This is a genomic window from Methylobacterium sp. UNC300MFChir4.1, assembly GCF_900110155.1.
Classification (GTDB): Bacteria; Pseudomonadota; Alphaproteobacteria; order Rhizobiales; family Beijerinckiaceae; genus Methylobacterium.
The window spans coordinates 72,871-96,604 of record NZ_FOCS01000001.1 but is presented as its reverse complement, the minus strand read 5'-3'; the positions used below and the strand labels follow the sequence as shown (position 1 = coordinate 96,604).

At 71.3% G+C, this 23,734-nt stretch carries 31 protein-coding genes; 15 read left to right on the top strand and 16 right to left on the bottom strand.

The window, feature by feature from the left end; translation table 11 throughout:
- The first annotated feature begins 213 nt into the window (after positions 1–213).
- The 4 genes from crtI (BMY19_RS00500) to BMY19_RS00485 are packed head-to-tail and all read left to right on the top strand — an operon-like array spanning position 214 to position 4,454.
- Positions 214–1,803, top strand: coding sequence for a phytoene desaturase family protein (crtI, locus tag BMY19_RS00500; protein ID WP_100250553.1), 1,590 nt, complete (start codon positions 214–216; stop codon positions 1,801–1,803).
- A 44-nt stretch (positions 1,804–1,847) separates the two neighbouring features.
- A complete protein-coding gene (locus tag BMY19_RS00495) occupies positions 1,848–2,267 on the top strand; it encodes a DUF2141 domain-containing protein (protein ID WP_100250552.1) in 420 nt (139 codons plus the stop codon).
- A gap of 4 nt (positions 2,268–2,271) precedes the next feature.
- Positions 2,272–3,249 (top strand): ABC transporter ATP-binding protein, encoded by a 978-nt coding sequence (locus BMY19_RS00490; RefSeq protein WP_100250551.1) that lies wholly within the window; start codon positions 2,272–2,274, stop codon positions 3,247–3,249.
- The gene (locus tag BMY19_RS00485; protein WP_100250550.1) at positions 3,246–4,454 is read left to right on the top strand and encodes an ABC transporter permease; all 1,209 of its coding nucleotides are present in this window, start codon (positions 3,246–3,248) and stop codon (positions 4,452–4,454) included. The genes BMY19_RS00490 and BMY19_RS00485 overlap by 4 nt, the downstream gene beginning before the upstream one ends.
- A gap of 26 nt (positions 4,455–4,480) precedes the next feature.
- Here BMY19_RS00485 and BMY19_RS00480 read toward each other — a convergent pair whose 3' ends face one another.
- Together BMY19_RS00480 and BMY19_RS00475 are read right to left on the bottom strand one after the other, a co-directional pair.
- Complete coding sequence (locus BMY19_RS00480) at positions 4,481–4,828, bottom strand: cache domain-containing protein (RefSeq protein ID WP_244534795.1); 348 nt, start codon at positions 4,826–4,828, stop codon at positions 4,481–4,483.
- Positions 4,829–5,036: 208 nt separating this feature from the next.
- Positions 5,037–5,351 (bottom strand): hypothetical protein, encoded by a 315-nt coding sequence (locus BMY19_RS00475; RefSeq protein ID WP_020090858.1) that lies wholly within the window; start codon positions 5,349–5,351, stop codon positions 5,037–5,039.
- 197 nt (positions 5,352–5,548) lie between these two features.
- Between BMY19_RS00475 and BMY19_RS00470 the strand changes: the two genes are divergently transcribed.
- From BMY19_RS00470 to BMY19_RS00455, 4 genes are all read left to right on the top strand, one after another.
- Positions 5,549–6,397, top strand: a complete 849-nt coding sequence (locus BMY19_RS00470; protein WP_100250549.1) for a type 1 glutamine amidotransferase — start codon at positions 5,549–5,551, stop codon at positions 6,395–6,397.
- Between the two features lie 97 nt (positions 6,398–6,494).
- Positions 6,495–8,024 (top strand): phytoene desaturase family protein, encoded by a 1,530-nt coding sequence (gene crtI, locus BMY19_RS00465; protein ID WP_100250548.1) that lies wholly within the window; start codon positions 6,495–6,497, stop codon positions 8,022–8,024.
- A gap of 95 nt (positions 8,025–8,119) precedes the next feature.
- Positions 8,120–8,878: a lysophospholipid acyltransferase family protein gene (locus BMY19_RS00460; RefSeq protein WP_100250547.1), complete on the top strand. Its 759-nt coding sequence runs from the start codon at positions 8,120–8,122 to the stop codon at positions 8,876–8,878.
- A 67-nt stretch (positions 8,879–8,945) separates the two neighbouring features.
- Entirely contained in the window at positions 8,946–10,082 is a 1,137-nt protein-coding gene (locus tag BMY19_RS00455; RefSeq protein WP_100250546.1) for a glycosyltransferase family 2 protein, read from the top strand.
- Positions 10,083–10,127: 45 nt separating this feature from the next.
- Here the strand turns inward: BMY19_RS00455 and BMY19_RS00450 are convergent, their stop codons facing one another.
- A complete protein-coding gene (locus tag BMY19_RS00450) occupies positions 10,128–10,739 on the bottom strand; it encodes a cupin domain-containing protein (protein WP_100250545.1) in 612 nt (203 codons plus the stop codon).
- Between the two features lie 331 nt (positions 10,740–11,070).
- Positions 11,071–11,424: a divalent-cation tolerance protein CutA gene (cutA, locus tag BMY19_RS00445; protein WP_100250544.1), complete on the bottom strand. Its 354-nt coding sequence runs from the start codon at positions 11,422–11,424 to the stop codon at positions 11,071–11,073.
- Between the two features lie 143 nt (positions 11,425–11,567).
- On the opposite strand from cutA, the gene BMY19_RS00440 reads away from it, so the two are divergent.
- Both BMY19_RS00440 and BMY19_RS00435 read left to right on the top strand, forming a co-directional pair.
- Positions 11,568–12,335: an NAD kinase gene (locus tag BMY19_RS00440; protein ID WP_020090865.1), complete on the top strand. Its 768-nt coding sequence runs from the start codon at positions 11,568–11,570 to the stop codon at positions 12,333–12,335.
- Positions 12,332–12,820 (top strand): GNAT family N-acetyltransferase, encoded by a 489-nt coding sequence (locus BMY19_RS00435; RefSeq protein ID WP_100250543.1) that lies wholly within the window; start codon positions 12,332–12,334, stop codon positions 12,818–12,820. Before BMY19_RS00440 ends, BMY19_RS00435 begins: the two co-directional genes overlap by 4 nt.
- Positions 12,821–12,830: 10 nt before the next feature.
- Here BMY19_RS00435 and BMY19_RS00430 read toward each other — a convergent pair whose 3' ends face one another.
- The 6 genes from BMY19_RS00430 to BMY19_RS00405 all read right to left on the bottom strand — a co-directional run bounded on the left by BMY19_RS00430 (position 12,831) and on the right by BMY19_RS00405 (position 16,114).
- A complete protein-coding gene (locus tag BMY19_RS00430) occupies positions 12,831–13,031 on the bottom strand; it encodes a hypothetical protein (protein WP_100250836.1) in 201 nt (66 codons plus the stop codon).
- 37 nt (positions 13,032–13,068) lie between these two features.
- Positions 13,069–13,437 (bottom strand): DUF6481 family protein, encoded by a 369-nt coding sequence (locus tag BMY19_RS00425; protein WP_026604575.1) that lies wholly within the window; start codon positions 13,435–13,437, stop codon positions 13,069–13,071.
- A 127-nt stretch (positions 13,438–13,564) separates the two neighbouring features.
- Complete coding sequence (locus BMY19_RS00420; protein ID WP_020090869.1) at positions 13,565–13,774, bottom strand: cold-shock protein; 210 nt, start codon at positions 13,772–13,774, stop codon at positions 13,565–13,567.
- A 371-nt stretch (positions 13,775–14,145) separates the two neighbouring features.
- A complete protein-coding gene (locus tag BMY19_RS00415; protein ID WP_100250542.1) occupies positions 14,146–15,285 on the bottom strand; it encodes a beta-ketoacyl-ACP synthase in 1,140 nt (379 codons plus the stop codon).
- A gap of 18 nt (positions 15,286–15,303) precedes the next feature.
- Entirely contained in the window at positions 15,304–15,783 is a 480-nt protein-coding gene (locus BMY19_RS00410) for a 3-hydroxyacyl-ACP dehydratase FabZ family protein (protein WP_100250541.1), read from the bottom strand.
- 22 nt (positions 15,784–15,805) lie between these two features.
- Positions 15,806–16,114, bottom strand: a complete 309-nt coding sequence (locus tag BMY19_RS00405) for an acyl carrier protein (RefSeq protein ID WP_010683687.1) — start codon at positions 16,112–16,114, stop codon at positions 15,806–15,808.
- Between the two features lie 278 nt (positions 16,115–16,392).
- Between BMY19_RS00405 and BMY19_RS00400 the strand changes: the two genes are divergently transcribed.
- A complete protein-coding gene (locus tag BMY19_RS00400) occupies positions 16,393–17,511 on the top strand; it encodes an AI-2E family transporter (protein WP_020090873.1) in 1,119 nt (372 codons plus the stop codon).
- 13 nt (positions 17,512–17,524) lie between these two features.
- Here BMY19_RS00400 and BMY19_RS00395 read toward each other — a convergent pair whose 3' ends face one another.
- The gene (locus tag BMY19_RS00395; RefSeq protein WP_026604576.1) at positions 17,525–18,028 is read right to left on the bottom strand and encodes a thermonuclease family protein; all 504 of its coding nucleotides are present in this window, start codon (positions 18,026–18,028) and stop codon (positions 17,525–17,527) included.
- A 211-nt stretch (positions 18,029–18,239) separates the two neighbouring features.
- Between BMY19_RS00395 and BMY19_RS00390 the strand changes: the two genes are divergently transcribed.
- Positions 18,240–18,533: a hypothetical protein gene (locus BMY19_RS00390; RefSeq protein WP_020090875.1), complete on the top strand. Its 294-nt coding sequence runs from the start codon at positions 18,240–18,242 to the stop codon at positions 18,531–18,533.
- Between the two features lie 27 nt (positions 18,534–18,560).
- Here BMY19_RS00390 and BMY19_RS00385 read toward each other — a convergent pair whose 3' ends face one another.
- Positions 18,561–19,241, bottom strand: a complete 681-nt coding sequence (locus BMY19_RS00385; RefSeq protein ID WP_020090876.1) for a L,D-transpeptidase — start codon at positions 19,239–19,241, stop codon at positions 18,561–18,563.
- Positions 19,242–19,412: 171 nt separating this feature from the next.
- Between BMY19_RS00385 and BMY19_RS00380 the strand changes: the two genes are divergently transcribed.
- Entirely contained in the window at positions 19,413–19,853 is a 441-nt protein-coding gene (locus tag BMY19_RS00380) for a VOC family protein (protein ID WP_100250540.1), read from the top strand.
- On the opposite strand, the gene BMY19_RS00375 is transcribed toward BMY19_RS00380, so the two are convergent.
- The gene (locus BMY19_RS00375) at positions 19,854–20,297 is read right to left on the bottom strand and encodes a cyclic nucleotide-binding domain-containing protein (RefSeq protein ID WP_020090878.1); all 444 of its coding nucleotides are present in this window, start codon (positions 20,295–20,297) and stop codon (positions 19,854–19,856) included.
- Positions 20,298–20,358: 61 nt separating this feature from the next.
- On the opposite strand from BMY19_RS00375, the gene BMY19_RS00370 reads away from it, so the two are divergent.
- A complete protein-coding gene (locus BMY19_RS00370; RefSeq protein ID WP_100250539.1) occupies positions 20,359–21,192 on the top strand; it encodes a thioredoxin domain-containing protein in 834 nt (277 codons plus the stop codon).
- A gap of 17 nt (positions 21,193–21,209) precedes the next feature.
- On the opposite strand, the gene BMY19_RS00365 is transcribed toward BMY19_RS00370, so the two are convergent.
- Entirely contained in the window at positions 21,210–21,416 is a 207-nt protein-coding gene (locus BMY19_RS00365; RefSeq protein ID WP_020090880.1) for a hypothetical protein, read from the bottom strand.
- 240 nt (positions 21,417–21,656) lie between these two features.
- On the opposite strand from BMY19_RS00365, the gene BMY19_RS00360 reads away from it, so the two are divergent.
- Positions 21,657–21,845, top strand: a complete 189-nt coding sequence (locus tag BMY19_RS00360; protein ID WP_010683678.1) for a con-10 family general stress protein — start codon at positions 21,657–21,659, stop codon at positions 21,843–21,845.
- A 164-nt stretch (positions 21,846–22,009) separates the two neighbouring features.
- On the opposite strand, the gene BMY19_RS00355 is transcribed toward BMY19_RS00360, so the two are convergent.
- Complete coding sequence (locus BMY19_RS00355; RefSeq protein WP_244534794.1) at positions 22,010–22,273, bottom strand: hypothetical protein; 264 nt, start codon at positions 22,271–22,273, stop codon at positions 22,010–22,012.
- A 565-nt stretch (positions 22,274–22,838) separates the two neighbouring features.
- A complete protein-coding gene (locus BMY19_RS00350) occupies positions 22,839–23,642 on the bottom strand; it encodes a response regulator (RefSeq protein ID WP_012321915.1) in 804 nt (267 codons plus the stop codon).
- Positions 23,643–23,734: the final 92 nt, after the last annotated feature.

Genomic DNA, 23,734 nt, shown 5'->3' with positions numbered 1-23,734 from the left:
ACGGCCCGACACGCGATCCGGCGCTGGCGAGGCCGCCGGTGAGGCCACGGGCGGTCCGCGACGCGGCTCGCGTCGAGAAACCTTGCGGATGTGTATCCACCGTATGATCGTATACAGCGTTGTGCGCGCGACAAACGGCTGCAATTGCCGCGCGGTGATGCGAAGCTAGCTTGGCTGCACGGGGTATCGGGATTCTGTGAGGAGTCGGGGACGTTGCTTCAGTCTGGGGATGGGTTGCGGGCGCTGACCGGACGCCGGGTGGCCGTGGTCGGGGCCGGACCGGGCGGACTGGCCGCCGCCCTGCTGCTCGCGCGGGCCGGGATCCACGTCACCATCTTCGAGAAGGACCCGCAGGTCGGGGGTCGGACGAAGACCGTCGAGGCTCCCGGCGGTTACCGATTCGATATCGGCCCGACGTTCTTCCTCTATCCACAGATTCTTGCGGATATTTTCGCGAGCTGCGGCGAGCGGCTGGAAGACCACGTCAAGCTCGAGCGGCTCGACCCGCAGTACCACCTCGTGTTCGAGGGCGCGGAGGGGATCTCGGGAACGATCCGCGCGACCGGCGACGTCGAGCGCCTGGAGCGCGAGATCGCCCGCCTCGCGCCGGACGACGCCAAGAACGTCAAGGCCTTCTTCTCCGAGAACCGGACCAAGCTGAACTACTTCAAGCCGGTCCTGGAACAGGCCTTCCACACCCTGCGCAGCATGGCGAGCCCGGCCATGCTGGCCGCCCTGCCCTACCTGCATCCGGGCCGGAGCGTGGACCGAGACCTCAAGCGCCACTTCGCCGACCCGCGGGTGCGCCTCGCCTTCTCGTTCCAGACCAAGTATCTCGGCATGTCGCCGTTCCGGTGCCCGAGCCTGTTCACCATCCTGTCGTTCCTCGAATACGAGCACGGGGTCTATCACCCGGTGGGCGGCTGCGGCGCCGTCTCCGAGGCGATGGCGGGCTTGGCCGGTCGCATGGGCGTGGACCTCCGGCTCAACAGCAACGTCGAGGAGGTGCTGTTCGACGGCAAGCGCGCCACCGGTTTGGTAGCGGACGGCGAGACTTTCAACGCCGACGCGGTGCTGATCAACGGTGACTTCGCGAAGGTCGTGCGCGCCCTCGTCCCGGAGCGGCACCGGCCGCGTTGGCGCGACGCCAAGATCCGGAAGGCTCGGCTCTCCTGCTCGACCTTCATGCTGTATCTCGGCCTCGAGGGGAAAATGCCCGACAGCCTCGGGCATCATACGATCCTCCTGGCCGACGGCTACGAGAAGAACATCCGCGAGATCACGGAGGGCACGCTGCCGATGCAGCCGTCCCTGTACGTGCAGCACGCGGGCTACACGGATGGCGGGATGGCGCCGCCCGGACACACGGCCCTCTACGTGCTGGTGCCGGTGCCCAACCTGAAGGCGGGGATCGACTGGGCGGCGATGCGGGAGACCTACCGCGCCCTGATCCTGGAACGGCTGAAGCTCCTCGGAATCGACGATCTCGAGTCCCGCATCCGTTACGAGCGGATCATCGACCCGACCCAGTGGGAGGAGGATTTCGCCGTCCACGAAGGCGCCACCTTCAACCTCGCCCACGACCTGATGCAGATGCTGTATTTCCGGCCGCACAATCGTTTCGGACCGGGGCTCTACATCGTCGGTGGCGGCACCCATCCGGGCTCCGGCCTGCCGGTGATCTACGAGGGAGCCCGCATCTCGGCCCGGCTGCTGATCGAGGAGCTTGCCGGTGCCCGCGCCGCCGCCGCGGCCGGCATCCCCGACACCGCCCCGCTGGCCACCTCCAGCGAGGCCTCGTGAGCGCGGCGACCGACCGGAGCCTTCTCCGGAGGCCGAGAGGACGCGTGACGGTTGCCGTGGCGGCCTGGTTCTGCGCCGCGACCCTGCCCGCCTGGGCCGCCGCGGTGCAGGTCGAGGTCGACGGCATCGAGCCCGGGGGCGGCCAGGTGCGCGTCGCGCTCTGTCAGGGCGGTCTCTCGGAGACGTCGTGTCTCCGGGGGGACGACGCGCCGGCCACCGCTGACCGGGCGCGGTTCACCTTCCGGGATGTCCCGCCGGGAACCTACGCGGTGGCGGCCTACCAGGACGCCAACGGCAACGGGCGCCTCGACCGCACCGGCCTCGGCCTGCCGCTCGAGCCCTACGGCTTCTCGGGGGCCGTCGGGCGGCGGGCGCGACCCGACTTCGCCGAGGCGGCCTTCGCCCTCCGGGAGCCCGGCGCCGCCGTACGGGTGCGCCTCGGCCGTGCCCTGCCGGGTCGGTGAACCGATGGACGCCCCCCTCGTCCGGCTCGCGGGCGTCGGCCTCGACCTCCGCGGCCGACGGGTTCTGGATCAGGTCGATCTCGACCTCGGCACTGGCGACACCTTGGCGCTGCTCGGACCGAACGGGGCCGGTAAGTCCTCGCTGATGCGCCTCGTGGCGGGGCGCCTCGCCCCGAGTGCGGGCTCGGTGCGCGTGGCCGGAGCGGACCCGTACCGCGCGGGACAGGCCCGACGCGCCATCGGATGGGTGCCGCAGGAGATCGCCCTCTACCCGCGGCTGACGGTGTCGGAGAATCTCGGCGTGTTCGGGCAGCTGGCGGGGGTTTCCCGCCGCGACCGGAAGGCGGCCGTGGAGGCCGCCCTGGCCATGGCCGACATCGGCGACGTGGCGCGACGTCCGGTCGGCGTCCTGTCGGGCGGGTACCGGCGCCGGGTGAACATCGCCGCGAGCCTGATGAACCGGCCCCGGCTGGTGCTCCTCGACGAGCCGACCAGCGGCGTCGACCTCGCCGCGCGGGCCGCGATCCACGCGGTGCTCGACCGCCTGAAGGCCGCCGGCACCGCGATCCTGATTGCCACCCACGATTTCGCCGAGGCGGAACGCCTCGCCTCCCGGGTCGCGTTCCTGGCCCAGGGCCGGGTCGTGCGTGCCGGCCGTCTCGCCGACCTGCTCGCGCAGTTGCGCACGGGCGCGCCCGAGCGGGAGCTGAGCCTCACCGGCCCGGTGACGGGACAGGCCGAGGGCGCGCTGCGCCGGGCCGGCTTCGTGCCCGCCGAGGCTGGCGGCCTCGTCTGGCGGTCGGTCGAACGGGCCGGCCTCGACGGCGCGGCGCTGCTCGGCGCCCTACGCGCCCAGAACGTGCCGGTGGCCGAGATCCGGGTGCGGGCGCCGCGGCTGGAGACGCTCTATCTCGACGCCCTCCGCCCGCGGGAACTGACGGATCCCGAAGCCACCCCGCTCCGGGTCGGGGCCGCCGGATGATCGCTGCCGCCTTCCGGGTGATGCTCCTGACCCTCCTGCGCGACCGGGCCGCGCTGGTGATGGCTTTCGTGCTGCCGACCGTGATCTTCTCGATCTTCGCGGCGATCTTCTCCGGTGCGATCGGCGACCGGATCCGCATCCATCTCGGCTTGGCCGACCTCGTCCACACCGCGGCGACACAGCGCCTCGCCGACGCGCTCGCGGCCGATCCCTCGCTCCGGGTGTCGCGGCTGCCCGCGACCGACATCGACGCCGTGGCGCAGGCGGTGCGGGCCGGCGAGGTCGACGTGGCGCTGGTCCTGCGTGGAGACCTGATCGCCGCCCCTGCTGTGGCCGCGCCCGGTTCCGCGGACCAGCCGGTGGTGCTGGTCGAGAACCCTGCCAAGGCGCTGGCGACACCGATCGCCCTCGGCCAGCTCCAGCGGGTCCTGAACGAGGCGCTGCCCGACGTGGTCCTGTCGCGGGTCGTCGCCGACGTCGAGCGCACGGGCAAGATCGGTCCAGACGAGCGCCGGTTCCTCGACGAGGCCTTCGCCGAGCAGCGTGCCAAGAAGGAACCGTTCAGCTTCGCCTCCCTGGTGGAGCGCCGCAGCACCGCGTCCGGGACCGCCAATGCCCGGGTGAGCTACTATGCCGGCGCGATCACCGCGGTGTTCCTGCTCTTCGCCGCCATGCAGGGCGCCATGTCCCTGGTCGAGGAGCGCGAGACGGGCCTCACCGAGCGGCTGATGGCCGGGCCGGGTGGATTGCCCGTCGTGGTGCTCGGAAAGTTCGCCTTCCTGACGCTGCAGGGGCTCGTCCAGGCCGGACTGATCTTCCTGGCCGCCGCGCTTCTCTACGGCGTCGAGATCGGTCCGCACTGGCCGGCCTTCCTGGCCGCCTGCCTGCTGGTCTCCGCGATGGCGGCCGGTCTGGCGCTCGCGGCCTGCGCGCTCGCGGCCTCGCGCCAGCAGGCGCATCTCGCCTCGACCTTCGGGGTGCTGCTGCTCTCGGCGGTCGGAGGCTCGATGGTCCCGCGGTTCCTGATGCCGCCCTGGCTGCAGCAGGCCGGATGGCTCACCCCGAACGCCTGGGCGATCGAGGCCTACCAGAGCGCCCTGGGCGAGGGCTTCTCCGCCGCGGCCCCGGCCCTGGGCGTCCTGGCGGCGCTGACCCTGGCCGGTCTCGCGTTCGCCCTCGCGCTGGCGGCGCGGCGGACGGCCTAGGGCCCGCCGTCCCGACCCGGACGGCGCTACTCCACGTAGACGCCGGCACCGACCAGCGCCTCCACGCCGGCCACGCGCGTCGCGCAGACGTAGCTCCATTTCACGCTCGGCGCCGACTGGCCGGGCTTCGGGAACATGTAGTCGACCCATCCGGACCCGAACCGCGTGACGGCGTCGATGAAATCGTGGTGGAACTGCTTCCCGTCGGCGTCGCGCTCGTGGAGCAGGTCGTGGCCCTCGCGGTTCGGATGGGCGGCGTTGAAGAGGACGATCCCCCGCAGGTCGACGACGAACAGGTAGACGTCCCCGTATCGCCAGGTGCTCCCCTTGCGCCGGAACGCGTCGAACGCCCGCGCGCCCTCGGCCTCCAGCATGTCGGCCGCCCTGTTGACCAGGGCCTCGATCTCGGCCGCCTAGTGCAACGGCGGGGGTGCTCGCCGGGCGGTGGCCGGGATGGCCAACCCCAGGACGAGCAGCACGATCCCGACCAGCAGGGTCCTCGACAGGCCGTCGCACCGCCGCGTCGCCGGCAGCCAGGGATCTGCACGCCTCGCGTGGCTCGCTCGATCCTCCGGGAAAGCCTTAGGAATGCGCCTCGATGCCATGGCCCGCGTAGCCGCCGCGCCGCCGGAGGAAGAGCAACCAGTTCCGCTTCCGCGGAGGGGATGGAGGTGGGGACGGGCCGACCGCGTTGGGCAGGGCCAGGAACGCCAGCCGCCTGCGGTGCCGCTCGATGATGCGGTCGAGGTTCCGCAGCGCCGCGAGGCCCTGGTTCGCCATCAGGCAGTGCCCCTCGCAGGCACCTCTCCGGTCCAGGTCGGCAACGATGTTCTCCGCGTGAGCGAGGATATCCCGGGCTTCCGCGCAGTAGAGCTCCACCTCGGCGAGATCTGGCATCCTGTCCTCCGCGCTGATCGTTCCTCGGAGTCCGAGACGGAAGGGGTAACCCCGGCCTCGCGGGACGCATCACCCGTTTGGAGGAGTCGGGCCCGATTTCAGCGCCCGCCTCCCGCGACGATCCGCGCCGTTCCTGCGACGCGGTGCGCACCGACATAGAGACGCCTCCGCTACGGCCGCGCTCCCCGGTATCCCGCATGCTCCGCCTGCTCATCGCCGACGGCAACGATCGCGCCGCCCGCGACCGCCACGTCGCGGCCACCGGACGAACCTCGGCCGAGTCCTACGCGGCGGTGGTGCGGGACCTCGCGCCGGACTCCGTCTGCCAGCACGTCAACGCCGCCGACGCCGACGCGGCCCTGCCGGCGGGTCTCGCGGAGTTCGATGGCCTGATCTTCACCGGCTCGACCCTCAAGGTCTCGGAGGGCACGCCGGCCGTGAACCGGCAGCTCGACCTGATGCGCGCGGCCTTCGAGGCCGGGCGCGCGGTCTTCGGCTCGTGCTGGGGCGTGCAGGTCGCCGCCACGGTGGCGGGCGGGCGCGCCGCCGAGAACCCCCGCGGGCCGGAATACGGCTTCGCCCGGGCGATCACCCTGACCGAGGAGGGCCGAACTCACCCTCTGCTCGCCGGACGGCCGGCGACCTGGGACGCCCCGGCGATCCACTCCGACGCCGTCCTAGAGCCGCCCCCGGGCGCCCGCGTGCTCGCCGGCAACCGCGTTCTCGGCATCCAGGCCCTCGAGATCCGCCGGGATCGCGGCTGGTTCTGGGGGACGCAGTATCATCCCGAGCTCGACCTCGACGAGCTGGCCGCGATGCTGCGCCTCTGCGACACCGCCATTGTCGAGGCGGGTCTCGCCGAGAACTCGCGGGCCGTGGCCGCCTATGCCGACGAAGTCGCGACGCTCCAGGGCCACGACCCGGAGACCGCGCGCCGCCTGGCCTGGCGTCACGGCGTCGGGCCCGAGGTGCTGGAGGCCGGGCTCCGCCGGCGGGAGATCGGAAACTTCCTGGTGCGCCTGTCCACAGGCGAGCGCCGCCACTAGGCGACCGCGACCGGGTGGCGCGTTGACCCGCCCGGCCCCAGGTCTAGCTTCGCTCTGCGGGCCACGCCTTCCTCGGCCCGGGGAGCCAGCCAGCAGGATGAGCCAGGATTCCACGGTCGCCGTCATCGGCAGCGGGCTCGGCGGACTCGCCGCCGCGTGCGTCGCCGCCGCGCGGGGCCACCGCGTGACGGTCTACGACAAGAACGGCTGGCTCGGCGGAAAGGCGGCGGTGCTCCACGAGGGCGGCTTCCGCTTCGACATGGGGCCGACGATCCTGACCGTGCCCCGGGTGCTGGAGCGGATCTTCGCGGAGTCCGGCCGCTCGGTCCACGACTACATGGACCTGCGCCGCCTGGACCCGCAGTGGCGCTGCTTCTTCGACGACGGCACGCATATCGACCTGATGCAGGACGTCGAGCGGATGGCCGGCGACATGGAGCGCTTCGCCCCCGGCACCGGCGAGGGCTACAAGAAGTTCATCACCATCTCCGAGCATCTTCACGGCGTGTCCGAGAAATTCTTCTTCTGGAAGCCGGTCGAGGACCTGTTCGACACGATCAACATCCGCGCCAACATGAACCCGGGCACGCTGCGCGACGTACTGTCGCTGCGCATGCATGCCTCGGTGGCCTCGACGATCCGCGGCAAGGTCAAGGACGCGCGGCTCGCGCAGATGCTCGACCACTTCGTGCAGTATGTCGGCTCCTCGCCCTACGGCGCGCCGGCGGTGCTCTGCGCCATCGCCCACATGCAGACGGCCGACGGCGTCTGGTACCCGATGGGCGGCACCCGCGCCGTCGCCGAGGGGCTGGCGAAGCTCGCCCAGGAACTCGGCGCCACGTGCAAGACCGACACCGAGGTGACCGGGATCGAGACCGCCAACGGCGCGGTCCGGGGCGTGCGGACGGCCGCGGGGGTCACGGCCTACGACGCCGTGATCTCCAACATGGACTCGGTCCGCACCTACCGGGAGCTCGTGGGCGGCGAGGCCGCCAAGGCCTACGCCAAGAAGAATCCCGAACCGGCCTGCTCGGGCGTGGTGCTCTATCTCGGCCTGAACAAGCGCTACGAGCACCTCAACCACCACGACTTCGTCTTCTCCCGCGACCCGGAGGAGGAGTTCGACTACATCTACAACAAGGGCGAGCCGGCCCCGGACCCCACCGCCTATCTGGCAGCTCCCTCCTCCACCGATCCGAGCGTGGCGCCCGAGGGCGGCGAGGCGCTCTACGTCCTCGTGCACACGCCGTATCTGCGGCCGCACCACGACTGGCGTCCGGACGGGCCGCTGTTCCAGAACTACCGCCGCACGATCCTCGACAAGCTCAAGCGCACCGCCGGCATGCCGGATCTCGAAGAGCGTATCGTCGTCGAGCGCCACCTCACGCCGCAAGACATCCACGAGCGCTACAAGGTCCTGAACGGCGCGATCTACGGCCTCGCCTCCCACGGGCGCGTGATGGGGGCGTTCAAGCCCGGCAACCGGTCGCGGCAGGTGCGCGGCCTCTACCTCGCGGGCGGCGCCGCCCATCCGGGGCCCGGCATGCCGATGGTGATGATGTCGGGCTGGATCGCCGCCGACGCGCATGACCAGGACGCGCGCGGCGCCCTGCGCGCCTCGGCGTGACCGCGACGCCGCCATCTCCGCCCCCCGGTACGGGGGGCGCGAGAGGCGCGCACGGCGCCCCCCTGCCCTCGGTCTCGCCTCGGATCCGCGCCTTTATGGTGGCGTGGTTCGAGCGATACCTGCACCGCCACCTCGACGCCCTGCGGCTGCCCCTCTGGAGCACGCCACCTGACGCGAACCATCCCGGCGCGATCGTGGTCTACTGCAACCATCCGGCCTGGTGGGACGCCGCGCTGATCATCGTGCTGGGCGGCCGGCTCTATCCAGAGCGGGCGAGCCGCGCGCCGTTCGACGCCGCGATGCTGGCGCGCTACCGCATCTTCGAGCGGATCGGGGCCTTCGGCGTCGACCTCGACAGCCCGCGCGGGGCGGCGCAGTTCCTGGCAGCCGCACGGTCGATCCTCGGAGCCCCCGACGGCATGCTCTGGATCACCGCGCAGGGCCGCTTCGCCGATGCCCGCGCGCGGCCGCTGGCCCTCCGTCCCGGCGTCGCGCGGCTCGCCGAGATCGCCCCCGACGCGCTCTTCGTCCCGCTCGCCGTCGAGTACACCTTCTGGGACGAGCGCGGCGCGGGAGCCTTCACGGCCTTCGGGCCGGGGATCGTCGGATCCGAACTCGCCGCGCTCCCGCGCGATCAGCGCCTCGCGCGCCTGGAATCCGAACTGACCCGAACCCTCGACCGCCTGAGCGCCGACGTGATCAGCCGGGAGCCCGGACGCTTCCGCACGCTGGTTTCCGGCCGGAAGGGCGTTGGCGGCCTCTACGACCTGTGGCGGCGCCTGTCGGCCCGCCTCTCCGGCCGCCGGTTCGATCCGGCGCACCGCGCCGCGGGCGGTCAGGATCGCGCCGGATGAGACCGCCCGCGCGCGCCAGATCCCGCCCGATCCCCTATCGTGGCGCGCACCCCTGCCGGCGCAGACGATGACCGACTCGATCCTCACGGCCCTGGCGTACCTCTGCCTCGCCACCGCCCTCCTGCCGGCCATCCTGGCGGCGGTGAATCTCGCGGTCCTGCGCCAACCCGCGGTGGAGACCGGGGCCGGTCTCGTCTCGATCCTGATCCCGGCGCGCAACGAGGCCGGCAACATCGACGCCACCGTGCGGGCGGCGCTCGCCAGCGCCGCGGTCCCGGTGGAGGTGATCGTCGGCGACGACCATTCCACCGACGCGACCGCCGAGATCGTGCGCGCCGTCGGCGACCCGCGCCTGCGTCTCGTCCCGGTGCCGGCCCTGCCCGACGGATGGACGGGCAAGAACCACGCCTGCAGCCACATGGCCGGGCTCGCCCGCGGCGACCACCTGCTGTTCATCGACGCCGATGTGCGCCTCGAGGCCGGGGCAGCCGCCGCCCTCGCGGCGCAGGCTCGCCGCACCGGCGCGGCCCTCGTCAGCGGCGTGCCCCGGCAGCGGACCGACACGGTGGGTGAGATGCTGACGGTGCCGATGATCGACTTCCTGCTCCTCGGCTTCCTGCCCGTGCCGCTGATGCGCCGCCTGTCCGACCCGTCGCTCGGCGCGGCCTGCGGTCAACTGATCCTGATGGATCGGGGGGCCTACGCGGCCACCGGTGGCCACGGCGCGATCCGCACCTCCCTGCACGACGGAGTCCGCCTGCCCCGCTTGTTCCGGGCCGCGGGCTACCGGACGGATCTCGTGGCCGCCGCCGCGCTGGCCACCTGCCGGATGTACAACGGCTTCGCCCAGGCCTGGGCCGGCTTCTCCAAGAACGCCCACGAGGGCATGGCCACGCCCCGCGCCCTTCCGATCTGGACCTTGCTCCTCGGCTGCGGTCAGATCCTGCCGCCGCTCCTCGTCCTGGCCGGGCTGCTCGGGCTGCTGCCGGCCTCCGCCCTGACCCCGGCCGTGCTGGCCCTCGGCCTGTCCCTGGCGACCCGAACGGCCGTCACCGTCGCGGTCCGGGCCCCGTGGGCGACGATCCCGCTCCACCCCGCGGCGGTCGCGGTGGCCCTGGCGATCCAGTGGAACGTGCTCCTGCGCCGCGAACGGGCCGGCGCGGCGACCTGGAAGGGCCGCAGCTATCCGGTGAGCGGCGGCTGACCCGCGCGGGCCGGCGGAACGAGTGTCGCCGGCCCGCACCGCGCTTCAGGGCTGGGACGGCTGGCACGGATCGGTGGAGCGGGCCTTTCCGGCCTGCGGCTTCAGCGAGACGATGAGCTGCACGTTCGGCACGTCGCCGACCTGCCGGGTCAGGTGTCCGACATGGCCCTCAGGCCCTTGCGGTGTCGATCCCATATCGGCGTTGAATTCCACCTCGCCGGGGCCCTGCTCCAGCACCGACCCGTCCGTAGCCTCCACGGACCAGCGGCCCGACAGGGTGATCACCCATTGGGGACCCGGCGCCGTGTGCCACGTGCCGACATAGCCGACCGGCAGGACCGCGTACTTGATCGACGTCACCTCACCCGGCGGAAAGCCGACATATTGCGGCGCTGCCGGAGGCGCGTAGCTCTTGAAGATGAAGTTCTTCAGGTCACAATACTGGACATGGCTGTGGCCCTTGTCGTCGGCATAGAGGACACCGTACCGCAAGGCGGGCGGATCGGCCGATGCGAGGCCGGCGGGACCGGACGGCGCCGGCGCGACGGTCATCAGCGGCTCGCTCTTCGGCGCCCCGGCCGCTTGCGCATGCACGGCGCCCGCGACTGCGGCGAGCAGGACCAACCCCAACCGTCCTGCATTCCTGAAACGTCCCATGATTTTCCTCCGCGTCGCATCGCGTGCGGTGTACGCACGGAGGTTTTCTAGCCAAGCACACCAGATGAATTCAATCCTATACTCCAATCAGTCAGTATAAATTCTCGTTCCATAATTCAAGATCGGATATTTTTAGCATAGATTCGTATATTTATGTCTTTTTAATTCGACTCCACGACTACGCCAATGGCACCAGTGTCCGACGAGCCATTGTGGCGCCCGCACCGACGGCAAAGCGCGCTTGTCCACAGCCGTCTGGACCCTGTCCGGCACACTGCCGGAACCGGCCGGAAGGGTCAGGGTGGGAAGCAGCGCGGCGCAGTCTGCCGGATCAGTCCGCCTGGGTCCCGTTCTCGAACGACTTACCGGGCTGCGTCTCCGCCAGGATCCAGGCGGCCGTGTCGGCGTCCGCCCCGGCGACCGGCAGATGCAGGATGATCGGCGTGTCGTAGGGGTGGCGGGCCTTCAGCGCGACCGCCAGCGCGTCGGCCAGACCTTCGCGGCTCTTGAGGATGGCTGCGACCTCGGCACCGCGCTCCACCGCACCCTTCCAGCTGTAGACGGACTGCATGCCCGGTAGCACGTTGATGCAGGCGATGAGTCGCTCGCGGACCAGCGCCTCGCCGATGTTCAGCGCCGAGGCGAGGTCGGGAAAGGTGGTGTAGACGAGGAGCGGACGCTCCATGCTATGCCTCCAATTGCGCGTGTGCTCGCGGAGTGAGGCGCATGCCGGGCAAGGACGTCAACCGGGCGGTTCGCTCGTCAGACTGGAGCCGTGACGTGAACCCTGAGGCGATCCCGACGCGCCTGCGCGGCTGCGCCTGATCCATGCCGCGTTTCCAGAAGATCGCCTTCGTGGCGAGCCCGACCGGCTACGCCCGCGAGGCCGCGGCCGCCCTGATGCGGCGCTACGACCACGTCCCGCCCGAGGAGGCCGACGTCGTCGTGGCCCTGGGCGGTGACGGCCTGATGCTCCAGGTGCTGCACCGCTTCATGGACCACCCGAAGCCGATCTACGGGATGAACCGCGGCACGGTCGGCTTCCTGATGAACGAGTTCCGCGACGACGACCTCTTGGAGCATCTGGAGAACGCCCAGCGCAGCGTCATCCACCCGCTCGTGATGGACGTGCTCGACACGGAGGGCCGATCCCACCGGGCGCGGGCGATCAACGAGGTCTACCTGCTGCGCCAGACCCACCAGACCGCCAAGCTGAAGATCGCCGTCGACGGCAATGTCCGGCTCGACCTGCTGATCGCCGACGGCGTGCTCGTCGCCACCGCGGCGGGCTCCACGGCCTACAACCTGTCGGTCGGGGGACCGATCCTACCGCTCGACGCCAAGCTTCTGGCGCTGACACCGATCTCGGCCTTCCGCCCCCGGCGCTGGCGCGGCGCACTTCTGCCGGACTACGCCCGGATCCGGATCGACGTCCTCGACGCCCCCCACCGCCCGGTCGCGGCGGTGGCCGACCACACGGAGTTCCGCCGGGTCTGCACGGTAGAGACGTCCCTCGACCGCGCCACCGAGCTCGTGCTGCTGCACGATCCCGGCCACAGCCTCGACGAGCGCATCCTGCGGGAGCAATTCGGGTGAGTCTGCACATCCGGGCCGTGCAGGCGGCCGACCACGCGGCCATCACCGGCATCATCGTGCCGACCATCCGGGCCGGTGAGACCTACGCGCTGGACCGCGACCTCGGCGAGGCCGAGGCCCTCGCGTACTGGACCGGCCCCGACCGCGAGACCTTCGTGGCCGAGGAGGCGGGGACGGTGCTCGGCACGTACTACCTGCGCGCGAACCAGGCTGGCGGGGGCGCCCATGTCGCCAATTGCGGCTTCATGACGGGAGCGGCCGCCCTCGGCCGCGGGGTCGCGCGGGCCATGTGCGCGCACGCCCTCGATCGGGCGCGGGCGCGGGGCTTCGCGGCGATGCAGTTCAACTTCGTGGTGAGCACCAACGCCCGGGCCGTCCGGCTCTGGGAGAGCTTCAGCTTCGACGTGGTCGGCCGGCTGCCGGGCGCCTTCCGGCACCCGACGCTCGGGCCGGTCGACGCGCTGGTGATGTTCCGGACGCTCTGAGGCGCCCGGATCAGGCCTGCGGGGCCGCGACGAGGTCACCCTCGCGGATCGCCCGCTCGCCGGTCTTCGTCCGGATCCGATAGCTCGGCTCGCCGGTCTGATCCGCCGGCATCAGCCGCAAGATCTCGAACACCTCGGCCTCGCCCGTCTCGCCCGGGATGCCCAGGCGGGGCCGGCAGACGCGCTCGCCGACCTTGAACTTGTGGGACATGCCGAGCTCCTGGACGGGCATCGCTGCGGAACGCGCCTCAGCGCTTCTTCTGGGCCTTCGCCTTGCGGGCGAGATAGCGCGCGTCGCGCTGGGCCTTCTGCTCGGCCTGCAGGGCCTTGGCGCGCTCCTGGGCGGCCAGCTGCTCGGCGTGCTTGCGCTCGATCTCGGCGAGGCGTTCCGCCTCGGCGAGGGCGGCGGCGCGCTCGATCTCGGCCTGACGCTGGGCGGCGCGCTCGGCAGCGCGGACTTCGCGGGCATCGACCACAGCGCGGCGGGCGGATTGGCGGGCGAGGACGGCCGGGTCGTCGGCGGACGGGCGGGCCCGGAACCGGGCCAGCATCTCGGAGCGCGCCTTGGCGGCGGTCTCGAGGCGATCGGCGACACCCTGCTTGTTCAAAAAGCTCACAGACACTCCTGGATCGGGTGCGGCGAAGGCCGTCACCCGCAGAGGGGGGGGGTTTAGAAACACGATGGCAGATACGAAGAAGCCGCTCCCAGAGGAGCGGCTTCCGGAGAAACGCTGAGGGCGGCGATCAGGCCGTCTGGAGCTGACCGGCGGACTGCTTGCCGCTGCGACGGTCGGTCTCCAGCTCGTACGTGACCTTCTGGCCCTCGTTCAGGCCGCGCAGGCCGGCGCGCTCGACGGCCGAGATGTGGACGAACACGTCCTTGCCGCCGTCATCCGGCTGGATGAAGCCGTAGCCCTTGGTCTCGTTGAACCACTTGACGGTTCCGGTGCTCATGGAAGTCCTTGATCTTCGCAGGCATAGTGAGAGATGGCACCCGCCCGAACGAGGGGGCGCCGGCATCGACCGATAGCGATAGGAAAGTCAGAACCGCCCTGCGAAGGCGTAACGGTCCAAGATATCCGGACACGTGCCGATGCGGTAGAAGTAGACCGCCGGCGGTTCTTTGGCAAGCGCAGAGAAATATTTCCCTCGGCCAGCGCCGCAGCGATGCGGGAAACTCTTTCCGGAAATTCCGGTTGAGCGGCGCCGGAACGGTCGCTTGAACAACGGGATAAGGGATTTCAATACGGCGCGTCCGCGCGAAAGCTGTGCTGCCGACCGGACGATCGGACGCGGCCGACATGGGCCCCGTGACGCGGGTTCGCTCAGGCCGGGACGAGGCGCAGGATCCCTTCGCCGCGCCGGTGGCCGACGGCCGTCACGGCGACCTCGCGCGCACCGCCGGCGGCGACGAGGGCGGCGGCGAGCGCCGCCCCGAACGGCGCCGCCACTTCGAGCCCGTGCCCGATCACGTCCCCGAGGGCGCGCAGGTGCGCGCCCGGTGCGAGCCGCGCCAGCGCGTCCCGCTCCTCCGCGGTGATCGGGGCCACCCCGGTAGCGCCGGACAGGACGGTGTCGGGAGCCGAGAGGCCGGCCTGTCGCCAGAGCGTCTCGAGGCTGCCGGCGACACTGCCCGGCGCGCGCCGGGTCCGATCGCTCGCCACCGGCTCCAGCCGGGCCAGGGCGCGGGCGCCGCGCGCCGCGGCGTGGGCGGCGGATTCGAGCATCAGGAAGGCCGCGCAACTCCCGAGGATGAACCCGCCCGCCCCGCCACCGGACTCGCCCCGCGCGAAGACCGGGCGGTAGGCGTCGCGGGCGAGGTAGCCGCCCATCTCGTGGATCACCAGAACGTCCGGCCGCTCGGCGCTGTAGGAGCCGCCGACCAGGATCGCGTCGATCTGGCCCGACGCCACCCGCGCCTGGGCGATCCGCAGGGCGTCGACCCCGGCGGATTCCTCGCCCATGAACGTGCGCGAGGCGCCCGTCACCCCGTGCACGATGGCGATGTTGCCGGCGAGCAGGTTCGAGAGCTGGGCGAGGAACAGGGTCGGGCGGAGATCGTTCTGGAGCCGCTCGTTCAGGTAGGCGCCCGGATCGGCGGCGTCGCGCAGGCCGGTCAGGATCGCTCCGTCCGCCGCGTAGTCGCGCTCGCCGCCGCCCGCGGCCACGACGAGGTGAAGCGCCTGCTTGAAGGCGGCGTCGTCCTTCACGCCCGCTGCGTCGAGCGCGAGGCCGGCGGCGTAGACGCCGAGCCGCTGCCACGCCTCCATCTGGCGCTGGTCGCTGCGCTTGGGGATCTGGCCGTCCCAGACGATCGCCGGGGCCGGATGGACCGGATAGGGCGCGAAGGTCTCGCTGTCGGTGCGCGGGGCCGCCTCCCCGGCGAGGGCGGCCAGGTGGGCGTCGACGCCCTCGCCCGCGCAGGAGACGAGGCCGAGGCCGGTGACGACGACGGGGCGGCTCATGGCTGGCTCATGGCTGGCTCAGGGCTCGCGTCCGGCCGGAGCCGGATCGGGGAGCAGGCCGATGGTCCGCGCGCGCTCGCGCATCGGCGCGTCGAGTCCGTCCGGGAACGGCATGGTGCGGAAGCGGAGTTCCGCGTCGCTCAGCGCCTTGCCGTCGTGGCTGATCGCCGCCCTGGTCACCGCGTAGCCCGAGCCGTCGTGCACGAGGGTGGCCGTGACGAGGAGGTCCGCGCCGGGCCCGACGAAGGACCGGAAGCGCGCCTTGTCGACCCCGGTGAGGAACGGCATCCGGGCGAAGTCGAGATGGGCGAGCACGAGGTACCCGGAGGCCTGGGCCATCGTCTCGGTCAGGAGCACACCCGGCACGAGGGGGTGGCCGGGGAAGTGGCCCTCGAAGACCGGGCTCGCCATCGGCACCCGGGCGAGCGCCTCGATGCGGCCGGCGGCCCTGTCGAGGAGCCGCACAGAGTCGATCATCTCGAAGTATTCGAGGCGCATGACGGGTCGGATCGGCCTCGGTTCAGACCTTGGCGGCCTTCTCGGCCACGAGGCCGTCGATGCGCGCGCACAGGTTCTTGAGGACGAAGTACTCCTCGGCCGGGACCTTGCCCTCGTTGACCTCCTGGGTCCACCGCTCGAGTGGCAGCTTGATACCGAAGGCCTTGTCGACCGCGAAGGCGATGTCGAGGAAGGCAAGGCTGTCGATGCCGAGGTCGTCGATGGCGTGACTCTCGGGCGTGATCTTGTCCCGCGGGATGTCGGCGGTCTCGGCAATGATGTCGGCCACGCGCTCGAAGGTGGCGCTGCCGTGGGCGGGCTCGTCGGACATGTCTTCTCGCGGGCTGTTCGAGTTCCGGATCGGTCGTGCGGGAGCCCCCTCGCCGCCCGGGCGGCCGCCCGACGCGTGGACGGGGCCTGGAACGCGGCCCGGTCGAATGGCGGCGACCTCTACACGAGGGTGTCAGAAGCGGCAACCGCGGCGCTTCCCCGGCGTTTCAGCGCCTGTCCACAGGCGTGCGCCGCCGGGTGCGGGGACGCGCGTACGCTCCGGACGCGCCGGCCCTAGCTTGACGGCGAGACGAGGCGCGTCCTCAGGAGACCAGACGGATGCCACCGATCACCAAGCCCGCCGCTCCGCCGGCGCGCGTCGAGACGCCGCCCCTGCCGCCGCAGGAGCGCGCGCGCTCCCAGGGAGCGGCCCGGGTCCTGCTGGTCCTGACCCTGACGGCGCTCGGCCTCTGGATCCTGCACGAGTTCCTGCCGGCGCTCGCCTGGGCGGTGGTCCTGGCGATCGCCCTCTGGCCTGTCTACCAGCGGCTCGAGCACCGTTTCCCGCCGGGCAAGCACAACATCCTCCTGCCCACGCTGATGACCGCGGCCGTGGCGCTGGTCTTCCTGGCGCCGCTCGCGATCCTCGGCATCCAGGCCGCCCGCGAGGCCCACGACGTGGCCGAGTTCGTTCGGAACGCCGAGGCGAACGGGGTGCCGGCGCCGGAATTCCTGCAGCACCTGCCCTACGGCGCCGCGCAGGCGACCGCGTGGTGGAACGACAATCTCGGCCACGCGCAGGCGGGCTCCGACCTGCTGCGCCGGTTCGAGAACCACTCGGTGCTTGGGGCCTCCCGCAATGTCGGCCGCGAGGTGCTGCACCGCATCGTCCTGTTCGGCTTCAGCCTCGTGGCGCTGTTCTTCCTGTTCCGCGACTGGCGGACGGTGCGGGACCAGTCGCTCACCGCCTGCCACCGGCTGTTCGGGCCGCGCGGCGAGCGCGTCGCCCGCCAGATGGTGGCCTCCGTGCACGGCACGGTCGACGGGCTGGTGCTGGTCGGCCTCGGCGAGGGCTTCGTGCTCGGGATCGTCTACCACTTCGCGGGCGTGCCCCACCCGGTCCTGCTCGGCGCCTTCACGGCGGTGGCGGCGATGATCCCGTTCGGCGCCGCCGTGGCCATCGCGATCGCGGCGCTCCTCCTGGTGGCGGCCGGGTCGGTGACGGCGGCTCTCGTGGTGGCGGCGGCGGGCCTCGTCGTGACTTTCGTGGCCGACCACTTCATCCGCCCGGCGCTGATCGGCGGCACGACCAAGCTGCCCTTCCTGTGGGTGCTCCTCGGCATCCTCGGCGGCGTCGAGACCTTCGGGCTCCTCGGCCTGTTCCTCGGGCCGGCCGTGATGGCCGCCCTGGTCCTCCTCTGGCGGGAATTCACCGAGGGACAGGACGCGACGGCCTGAGGCGCCGGAGCGGCTAGTCGGCCGCGCTCGTGCCGGCCGCGGCCTCGACTCGGCGCCGGTCCTGGCGCCAGTCGGCCGGCTTCTCGAAGGTGCCGGCCCAGATGCCGCGGCGGGTCGCCCAGGCGTGGCCCTCCTGGCGGATATAGGGAGCCGTCACTTGACGGTTGGCCAGCGCCAGGCCCTGTCCGACCATCCAGGCGGACAGGTCCTCGCCGTGGACGTGGCAGATCCCGGTGACGCGACCGGGCACGCCGCCCTCCCGCCGCTCGCACGTGACCGCGCCGCCGCCGATCCGCGCGCGCAGGGCCTGCGCGGCCTTGCTGCCGCAGCGATACTCCTGGCCATTGGCGGTCTCGCAGCGCTGCGCGGTCTCGGGAGCGTCGATACCGTAGAGGTTGATACGCGTGCCCTGCACCTCGATCGTGTCACCGTCGATCACGGTCGCGGGGCCGCTGACCGTCCCGGCCGCGGCCGCGGGGCCGCAGAGGAGGAGCAGGGCGAGCATCGGTCTGATCATAGCGGGAATGTCCACGCGCGTGGCGAGTCAGCTGATGACGGGGGCGTCGAGGCCGCGACCGTGCCCGGCCAATGTGGCGAATTTGCCGGGCGACCGAATCGGCCTCGCGAGCGCGATGCCGAGTTTCGACCGCCGTGGTTGCCAAAGCGTTCCGCCCGTCGGAGTGAAGCTTGGCAACGGAACGACGGCCCGGAGCCGCTCGTTATGAAACATGACCTTTCTCAAGACCCTGCTGGCCAGCCTGGCCCTGTGCGCGGCTCTCCTCGTCTGGGCCGGCCTCTCGATCGGCCCAGAGCGGCCGACGGACCGGACCAGTCCGGGCCTGACCACCGCCGCGGTGCTGGCCAGCGACGGCATGGGGCCGGACGGTCGACCGGGCGAGCCGGCCGCGGCCCCCGGCGGCCCGGATCGGGGTGATCTGGATCGAGCGGCTCTGGACCGGCTCGCAAAGCGGGTCTCCGGCGAGGTCCGCGACGCGTCCGCCGCGGGGACGCCGGCCGGCTGACCGGCCAGGAATCCGCAGGTCGCCCAATCAGGTCCTGTACTTGCCGTTGCGCTTGATCAGCACGCGGGTGCCCACCGGCACGCGCTCATACAGGTCGGCGATATCCTCGTTCAGCATCCGGACGCAGCCCGACGACATCTGCTCGCCGATGCTCCAGGGCTCGTTGGTGCCGTGGATGCGGAACAGGATGTCGCGGTTGCCCTGGTAGAGGTAGAGGGCGCGCGCGCCGAGGGGATTGTCGAGGCCGCCCTTGCGGGTGCGCGGCAGGTCGGGATGCAGCGAGACCATCGTGACGGTCGGGCTCCAGTCCGGCCAGACGCCCTTGCGCCCGACCCGAGCCTCGCCCTTCCAGGAGAAGCCGGCCTTGCCGACGCCGACACCGTACTGCATCGCCGTGCCGTCGGCCTGGACCAGGACGAGCTGACGCTTGTCGATGTCGACCACGATCGTCCCGGGCTGCTCGGGGCCGTTGTAGCTCACCTGCTGGCGGCGGTACTTCGGATCGAGGCGCTGGGTGTCGACCAGCGGAATGTCGAAGGGCTTGTCGGGCTTGCTGCCGACGTACCACGCCGCCTCGTCGTCCTGGGCGACCTGGACCGGACGGGTCTGGCAGGCCGCGAGGGGCGCGATTGCCACGACGGCGAGGAGGATTCGCGAGAGAACGATCCGGCGCAGGCGGCTCCAGGCCGAGGGAAGCGTGGCGATCATAGGTCCTGTCGTGCGGGATACGGTCGTCGCGCCATGCCTACCGCCTCTGCGCCTGTGACGATGTAGCTTTTGCGCCGCAGCCGGCCGTGCGCGAGCCGCTCCCACGGCCACGGTTGTGCCCTAATTCTGAATCGCAGCGGTGCTCTACTGCGCCCGGAGCGGAGGTGAACGATGGCCGAGACCGAAACTCTTCCCACCGAGGCGACGGTCGCTCCCGATGTCCCGCTCAGCCCGGCGATACACCTCGATCACTGCGTGATCCACGTGAGCGACTGGGCACGCTCGAACGCCTTCTACCGCGACGTGGTGGGTGCCGAGATCCTCGAGCGCGGTCCCGGCTTCGCCTACCGGTTCGGCGGCGTCCAGCTCAATTGCCACGGGCCGGGCGTCGAGCCGGTACCGGTCGCGGCGAAACCCGTCCAGCCGGGCAACAGCGACCTGTGCTTCCGCTGGTCGGGCGCGATCGAGACCGCCATCGCGCATCTCGAGGCCGCCGGGGTCCCGGTGGAACTCGGCCCGGTGGAGCGGCACGGCGCCGCGGGCGCGGGGATCAGCGTCTACTTCCGGGATCCCGACGGCTCGCTCCTGGAATTCATCACCTACGCGGAATGATCAGCCCCGGCTCTCGGCCAGCGCCTGGTTGGTCTGCTCCAGCCGCAGCGCCAGCACGCGCATCAGGGCGATGCTGATCTGTGGAAACTGGGCCAGCAGTTCCAGGAACACCCCGCGGTCGATACGCAGGGCGGTCACCGCGGATTGCGCCGTCACGGTGGCGGAGCGGGGCTGCTCGGCCAGGATGCCCATCTCACCGACGAGGGCGTCCTGGCCGAGGAGCGCCAGCCGCACCGGACCGGCGGGACCGTCGATGCTGACGTCCGCCGTACCCGAGAGGATCACGTAGGCCGCATCCGCGACGTCGCCGCGGGCGAAGAAGCGTTGCCCCGGCTCGAAATGCACCCGCTCGCTGGTGAAGGCCAGGAGCTTCAGGCGCGCCGGTTCCACCTCGCGGAACAGCGGCACCTGCTTCAGGGAGGAAACCTCGGTGTCGAGGGTCATTCGGGGGCTCCGCGACGGGTCTCACGCCCAGGACGGCGGGGCCGGACGGGCCCGCTTATCCATGCGGTTCGTCAGGCACTTGTCCAGCCCCGCGCCTTACGCAACCTGTCGGTGTGGTCTCGGCGCCCTCCTGGCACTGTGCCTCGTCCTGTCGCCGGAGCCGGCAGCGGCCCGCCTCGTCCAGGCCGACCTCGCCCGCGTCGCGGTCGCGCCGCCCCCGGGTGCCCGGGCCCCGCTCGACCTCGCCGCCACCGACGCGCGCACCGATCGGCCGACCACCCTCGGGCAGGCCCTGGGCGGCCGCGCGGCCCTTCTGCTGCCGGTGGATTACACCTGCGGGAATGTCTGCGACCCCATGCTGTCCCTGTCGGTGGACGCGCTGGCGGCCACCGGCCTGCCGATCGACGACTACGCCCTCGTGCTGGTCGGGATCGATCCCCGCGACGACGCCGCAGCCGCCCGGCGCATGCTGGCGGAGACGCTCGGGGATCGGGCGGGATCCGTCCGGCCCCGGGCGCTCATCGTGTCGGACGCCGCGCTCGCGCGCCTCACCGGCGCGCTGGGCTATGAAGCTGTCTACGATGCCGGGACCGACAGCTTCGCGCATCCCGCGGCGGCGCTTCTCCTCACCGCCGACGGCCGGGTAGCCCGTGTGCTGTCGCCCCTGGCGCTGACCGGGCGCGACCTGCGCCTCGCCCTGACGGAAGCCGGCGAGGGCCGGGTCGGCAGCATCGCCGACCGGCTCACCCTGCTCTGCTACGGCTACGATGCCGCGCGCGGCGTCTACACGCCCCTCATCCAGCGGATCCTGACGGTGGCCGGGATCGTCACGATCCTGGCGATCGCCCTTCTCGTCGCGGGCCTGACGCGCCTCGCGCACCGGCGCCGGACCTGAGAACGCCCTCGCCCGGCTCAGCGCTTCGTCGAGAGCCCCTGTCCCCCGGGAGGGGGCGCGTCGCGCTTGAGACTGGCATTCAGGTGCGGCGAATCCGTCGGCTCCTCGCGGGTGGTCGGGGTGGCGGAATCTTCCGGCGCCGGCATCGGCGGCAGCGGCGGCGTGTTGGGCTGCGTGGCCTGTGCCCCCGGAGCGGCATCCTTGACCATGTTGCGGTTCGTCATGCGCGAAAACCCTTCTCTCGTGCCGTGAGGCCGCGCCGTCCGCCCGGGACGAGTCGCCGGGCCTCCGGGCCTGTCGGACCCGACGCGGACTTCAACCAAGGTCGAATGTCGACCAACGCGGCACACAAGTCGGGGTTGCTGCCAAGCTTAGCTGTCGGAAGCTTGAGCAGGTCTCGGGACAGGAACCTTGGTTATTGCTGAAGGTTGTTGCGGGGTGAAGCGAAGCCTGAGGAGGAACTGATGGCGTCCGGAAATTCGACCTCGAAGCGAGGCTTTGCCTCGATGGACCTGGAGCGGCAGCGCGAGATCGCCAGCAAGGGCGGCCGCAGCGTTCCGGCCGAGAAGCGCTCCTTCTCGCAGGATCGTGAGCTCGCCTCGTCCGCCGGCCGCAAGGGCGGTCAGTCCACGGGGACCGGCCGGGCCGAGTGAGGCCGCTGCCGTTCCGTACCGCGTAGCGGCGCCGCGTCCCTCGGGACGGGCGCCGTTTTCGTTTCAAGTTTAGGCCGCGGATCGCGATCTAGGGCCGATCCACACAGCAGAAGGCCCCGCCGAGACGGCGGGGCCTTCTGATTTCCGGTCCTTGTCGGCGCCGATCAGGAAATGCAGCGGCCGGGGGTCATGCGGCGCGCCTCGGGACCGACCAGGGAGCTCAGCGCCGCCTCGCACCCCTCGCGCATGCGCCGCGGCGCCTGCCGCAGGATCGGCTTGATCTCCAGATCCTGCGCCTCGCCGGCCACCGGGGCGTTCCGGCTGTCGAGGCGCTGCACCCCCGCCACCCGCGTCGGGCTGATCGACAGCGACACGGGTCGCATCCCGGGCAGCGGCGCCGAAATGGTCTGCGCGGTCGGGACCGGCATCGTCCACCGATCCGCCGTGTCGCGAACCACCGGCTGGACCAGAACGGTGAGAAGAGCCGCAGGAGCACTCACGCCCAGGATGAAACCAGACCGCAGCATCGCCCCGACCTCATTGCGAGAGCTTGACAGGATGTTCGTACAACGCGCCCTGCAATCGCAGGTTCCTAGACTGTCTCGCGTCTACGAAGCCTGAGTATTCGAACGCAGCTCGGCTGTTGGTGCGGCGGCGCACGCCCGCTATCCACAGCCCCGGTTCGTTGCACAAAAGGCACGCCCCACGAAAAAGCGCCCCTTCTGGAACCTCCCGCTCCGGCACCCGTTCTCTGTGCACCCGGCCACCTGGTCCTCCCCGCATTCCCCTTGTGCATCGGCCGGAACCTTCGCGACGGGCTGGAGCTCTCTCCGGCCCGTTTTTTTTGTGCGCGGCGACCGACGAGGGCGTGCGGACCGACAACGAAAAAGCCCCGGCGTGAGCCGGGGCTTTTTCGTTGTCGCCACTCTCGGTCGCGGGCGCCCCGGGTCAATTCCCGGGGCGAACCGCCAAGCCTGACCTCAGGCCGGCAGCTCAGGCCGTCTTGGCTTCCCGCCGACGGGCGGTCTGCTGGAAGAACAGCGCCTGGCTGATCACCGCCGAGACGTTTGCGGGCTGGAACGGCTTGGCGATCAGGAACGCCGGCTCGGGCCGCTCACCGGTGAGGAAGCGCTCGGGATAGGCGGTGATGAAGATCACCGGCACCTCGAAGGATTTCAGGAGGTCGTTCACGGCGTCGAGGCCGGAGGAACCGTCGGCGAGCTGGATGTCGGCCAGGATCAGGCCGGGGCGCTTGCCCTCGCCGGCGATCTTGATCGCTTCGGTGCGGGTGCGAGCGACACCGATGACGTTGTGGCCGAGACCCTCGACCAGCGCCTCCAGATCCATCGCGATCAGGGGCTCGTCCTCGATGATGAGGATCTCGGTCGCCATGTCGGCGGCGAGCTCCCGACCGGCCTCGTCCACGAGGTCGCGAACCTCGGACACGTCGACGCCCAGAATGATCGCCGCGTCCTCCTCGGAGAAGCCCTCGAGACAGGAGAGCAGGAAGGCCTGGCGCGGCAGCGGGGTGATCTGGCCGAGGCGGACCTCCGCCGGCAGGTCGTGCTGGACCTGCTCGCTGCGGCCGTTGACCGAGAGCGAGTTCCAGATCCGCGTGAAGACGCGGAACAGGTCGGCCTTGATGTTGGTGCTGCGACCGAGCGTGTCCGGCTCGTTGACGAGGGTCTCCAGGGTGGCGGCGACGTACGCGTCACCCGCCACTTGGCTACCCGTGAGCGCGCGCGCGTAGCGGCGCAGGTACGGCAGGTGCTGTACCACGAGTTGCGATGTCGACATTCGATCCCCTGTGCCTCGCCGTGTTGCCCGGCCGCGAGCGCCTCGATCCGTCACCGAGGGCCTGCCGGGGCCGGCTTTCTGTCCTGCGCAGC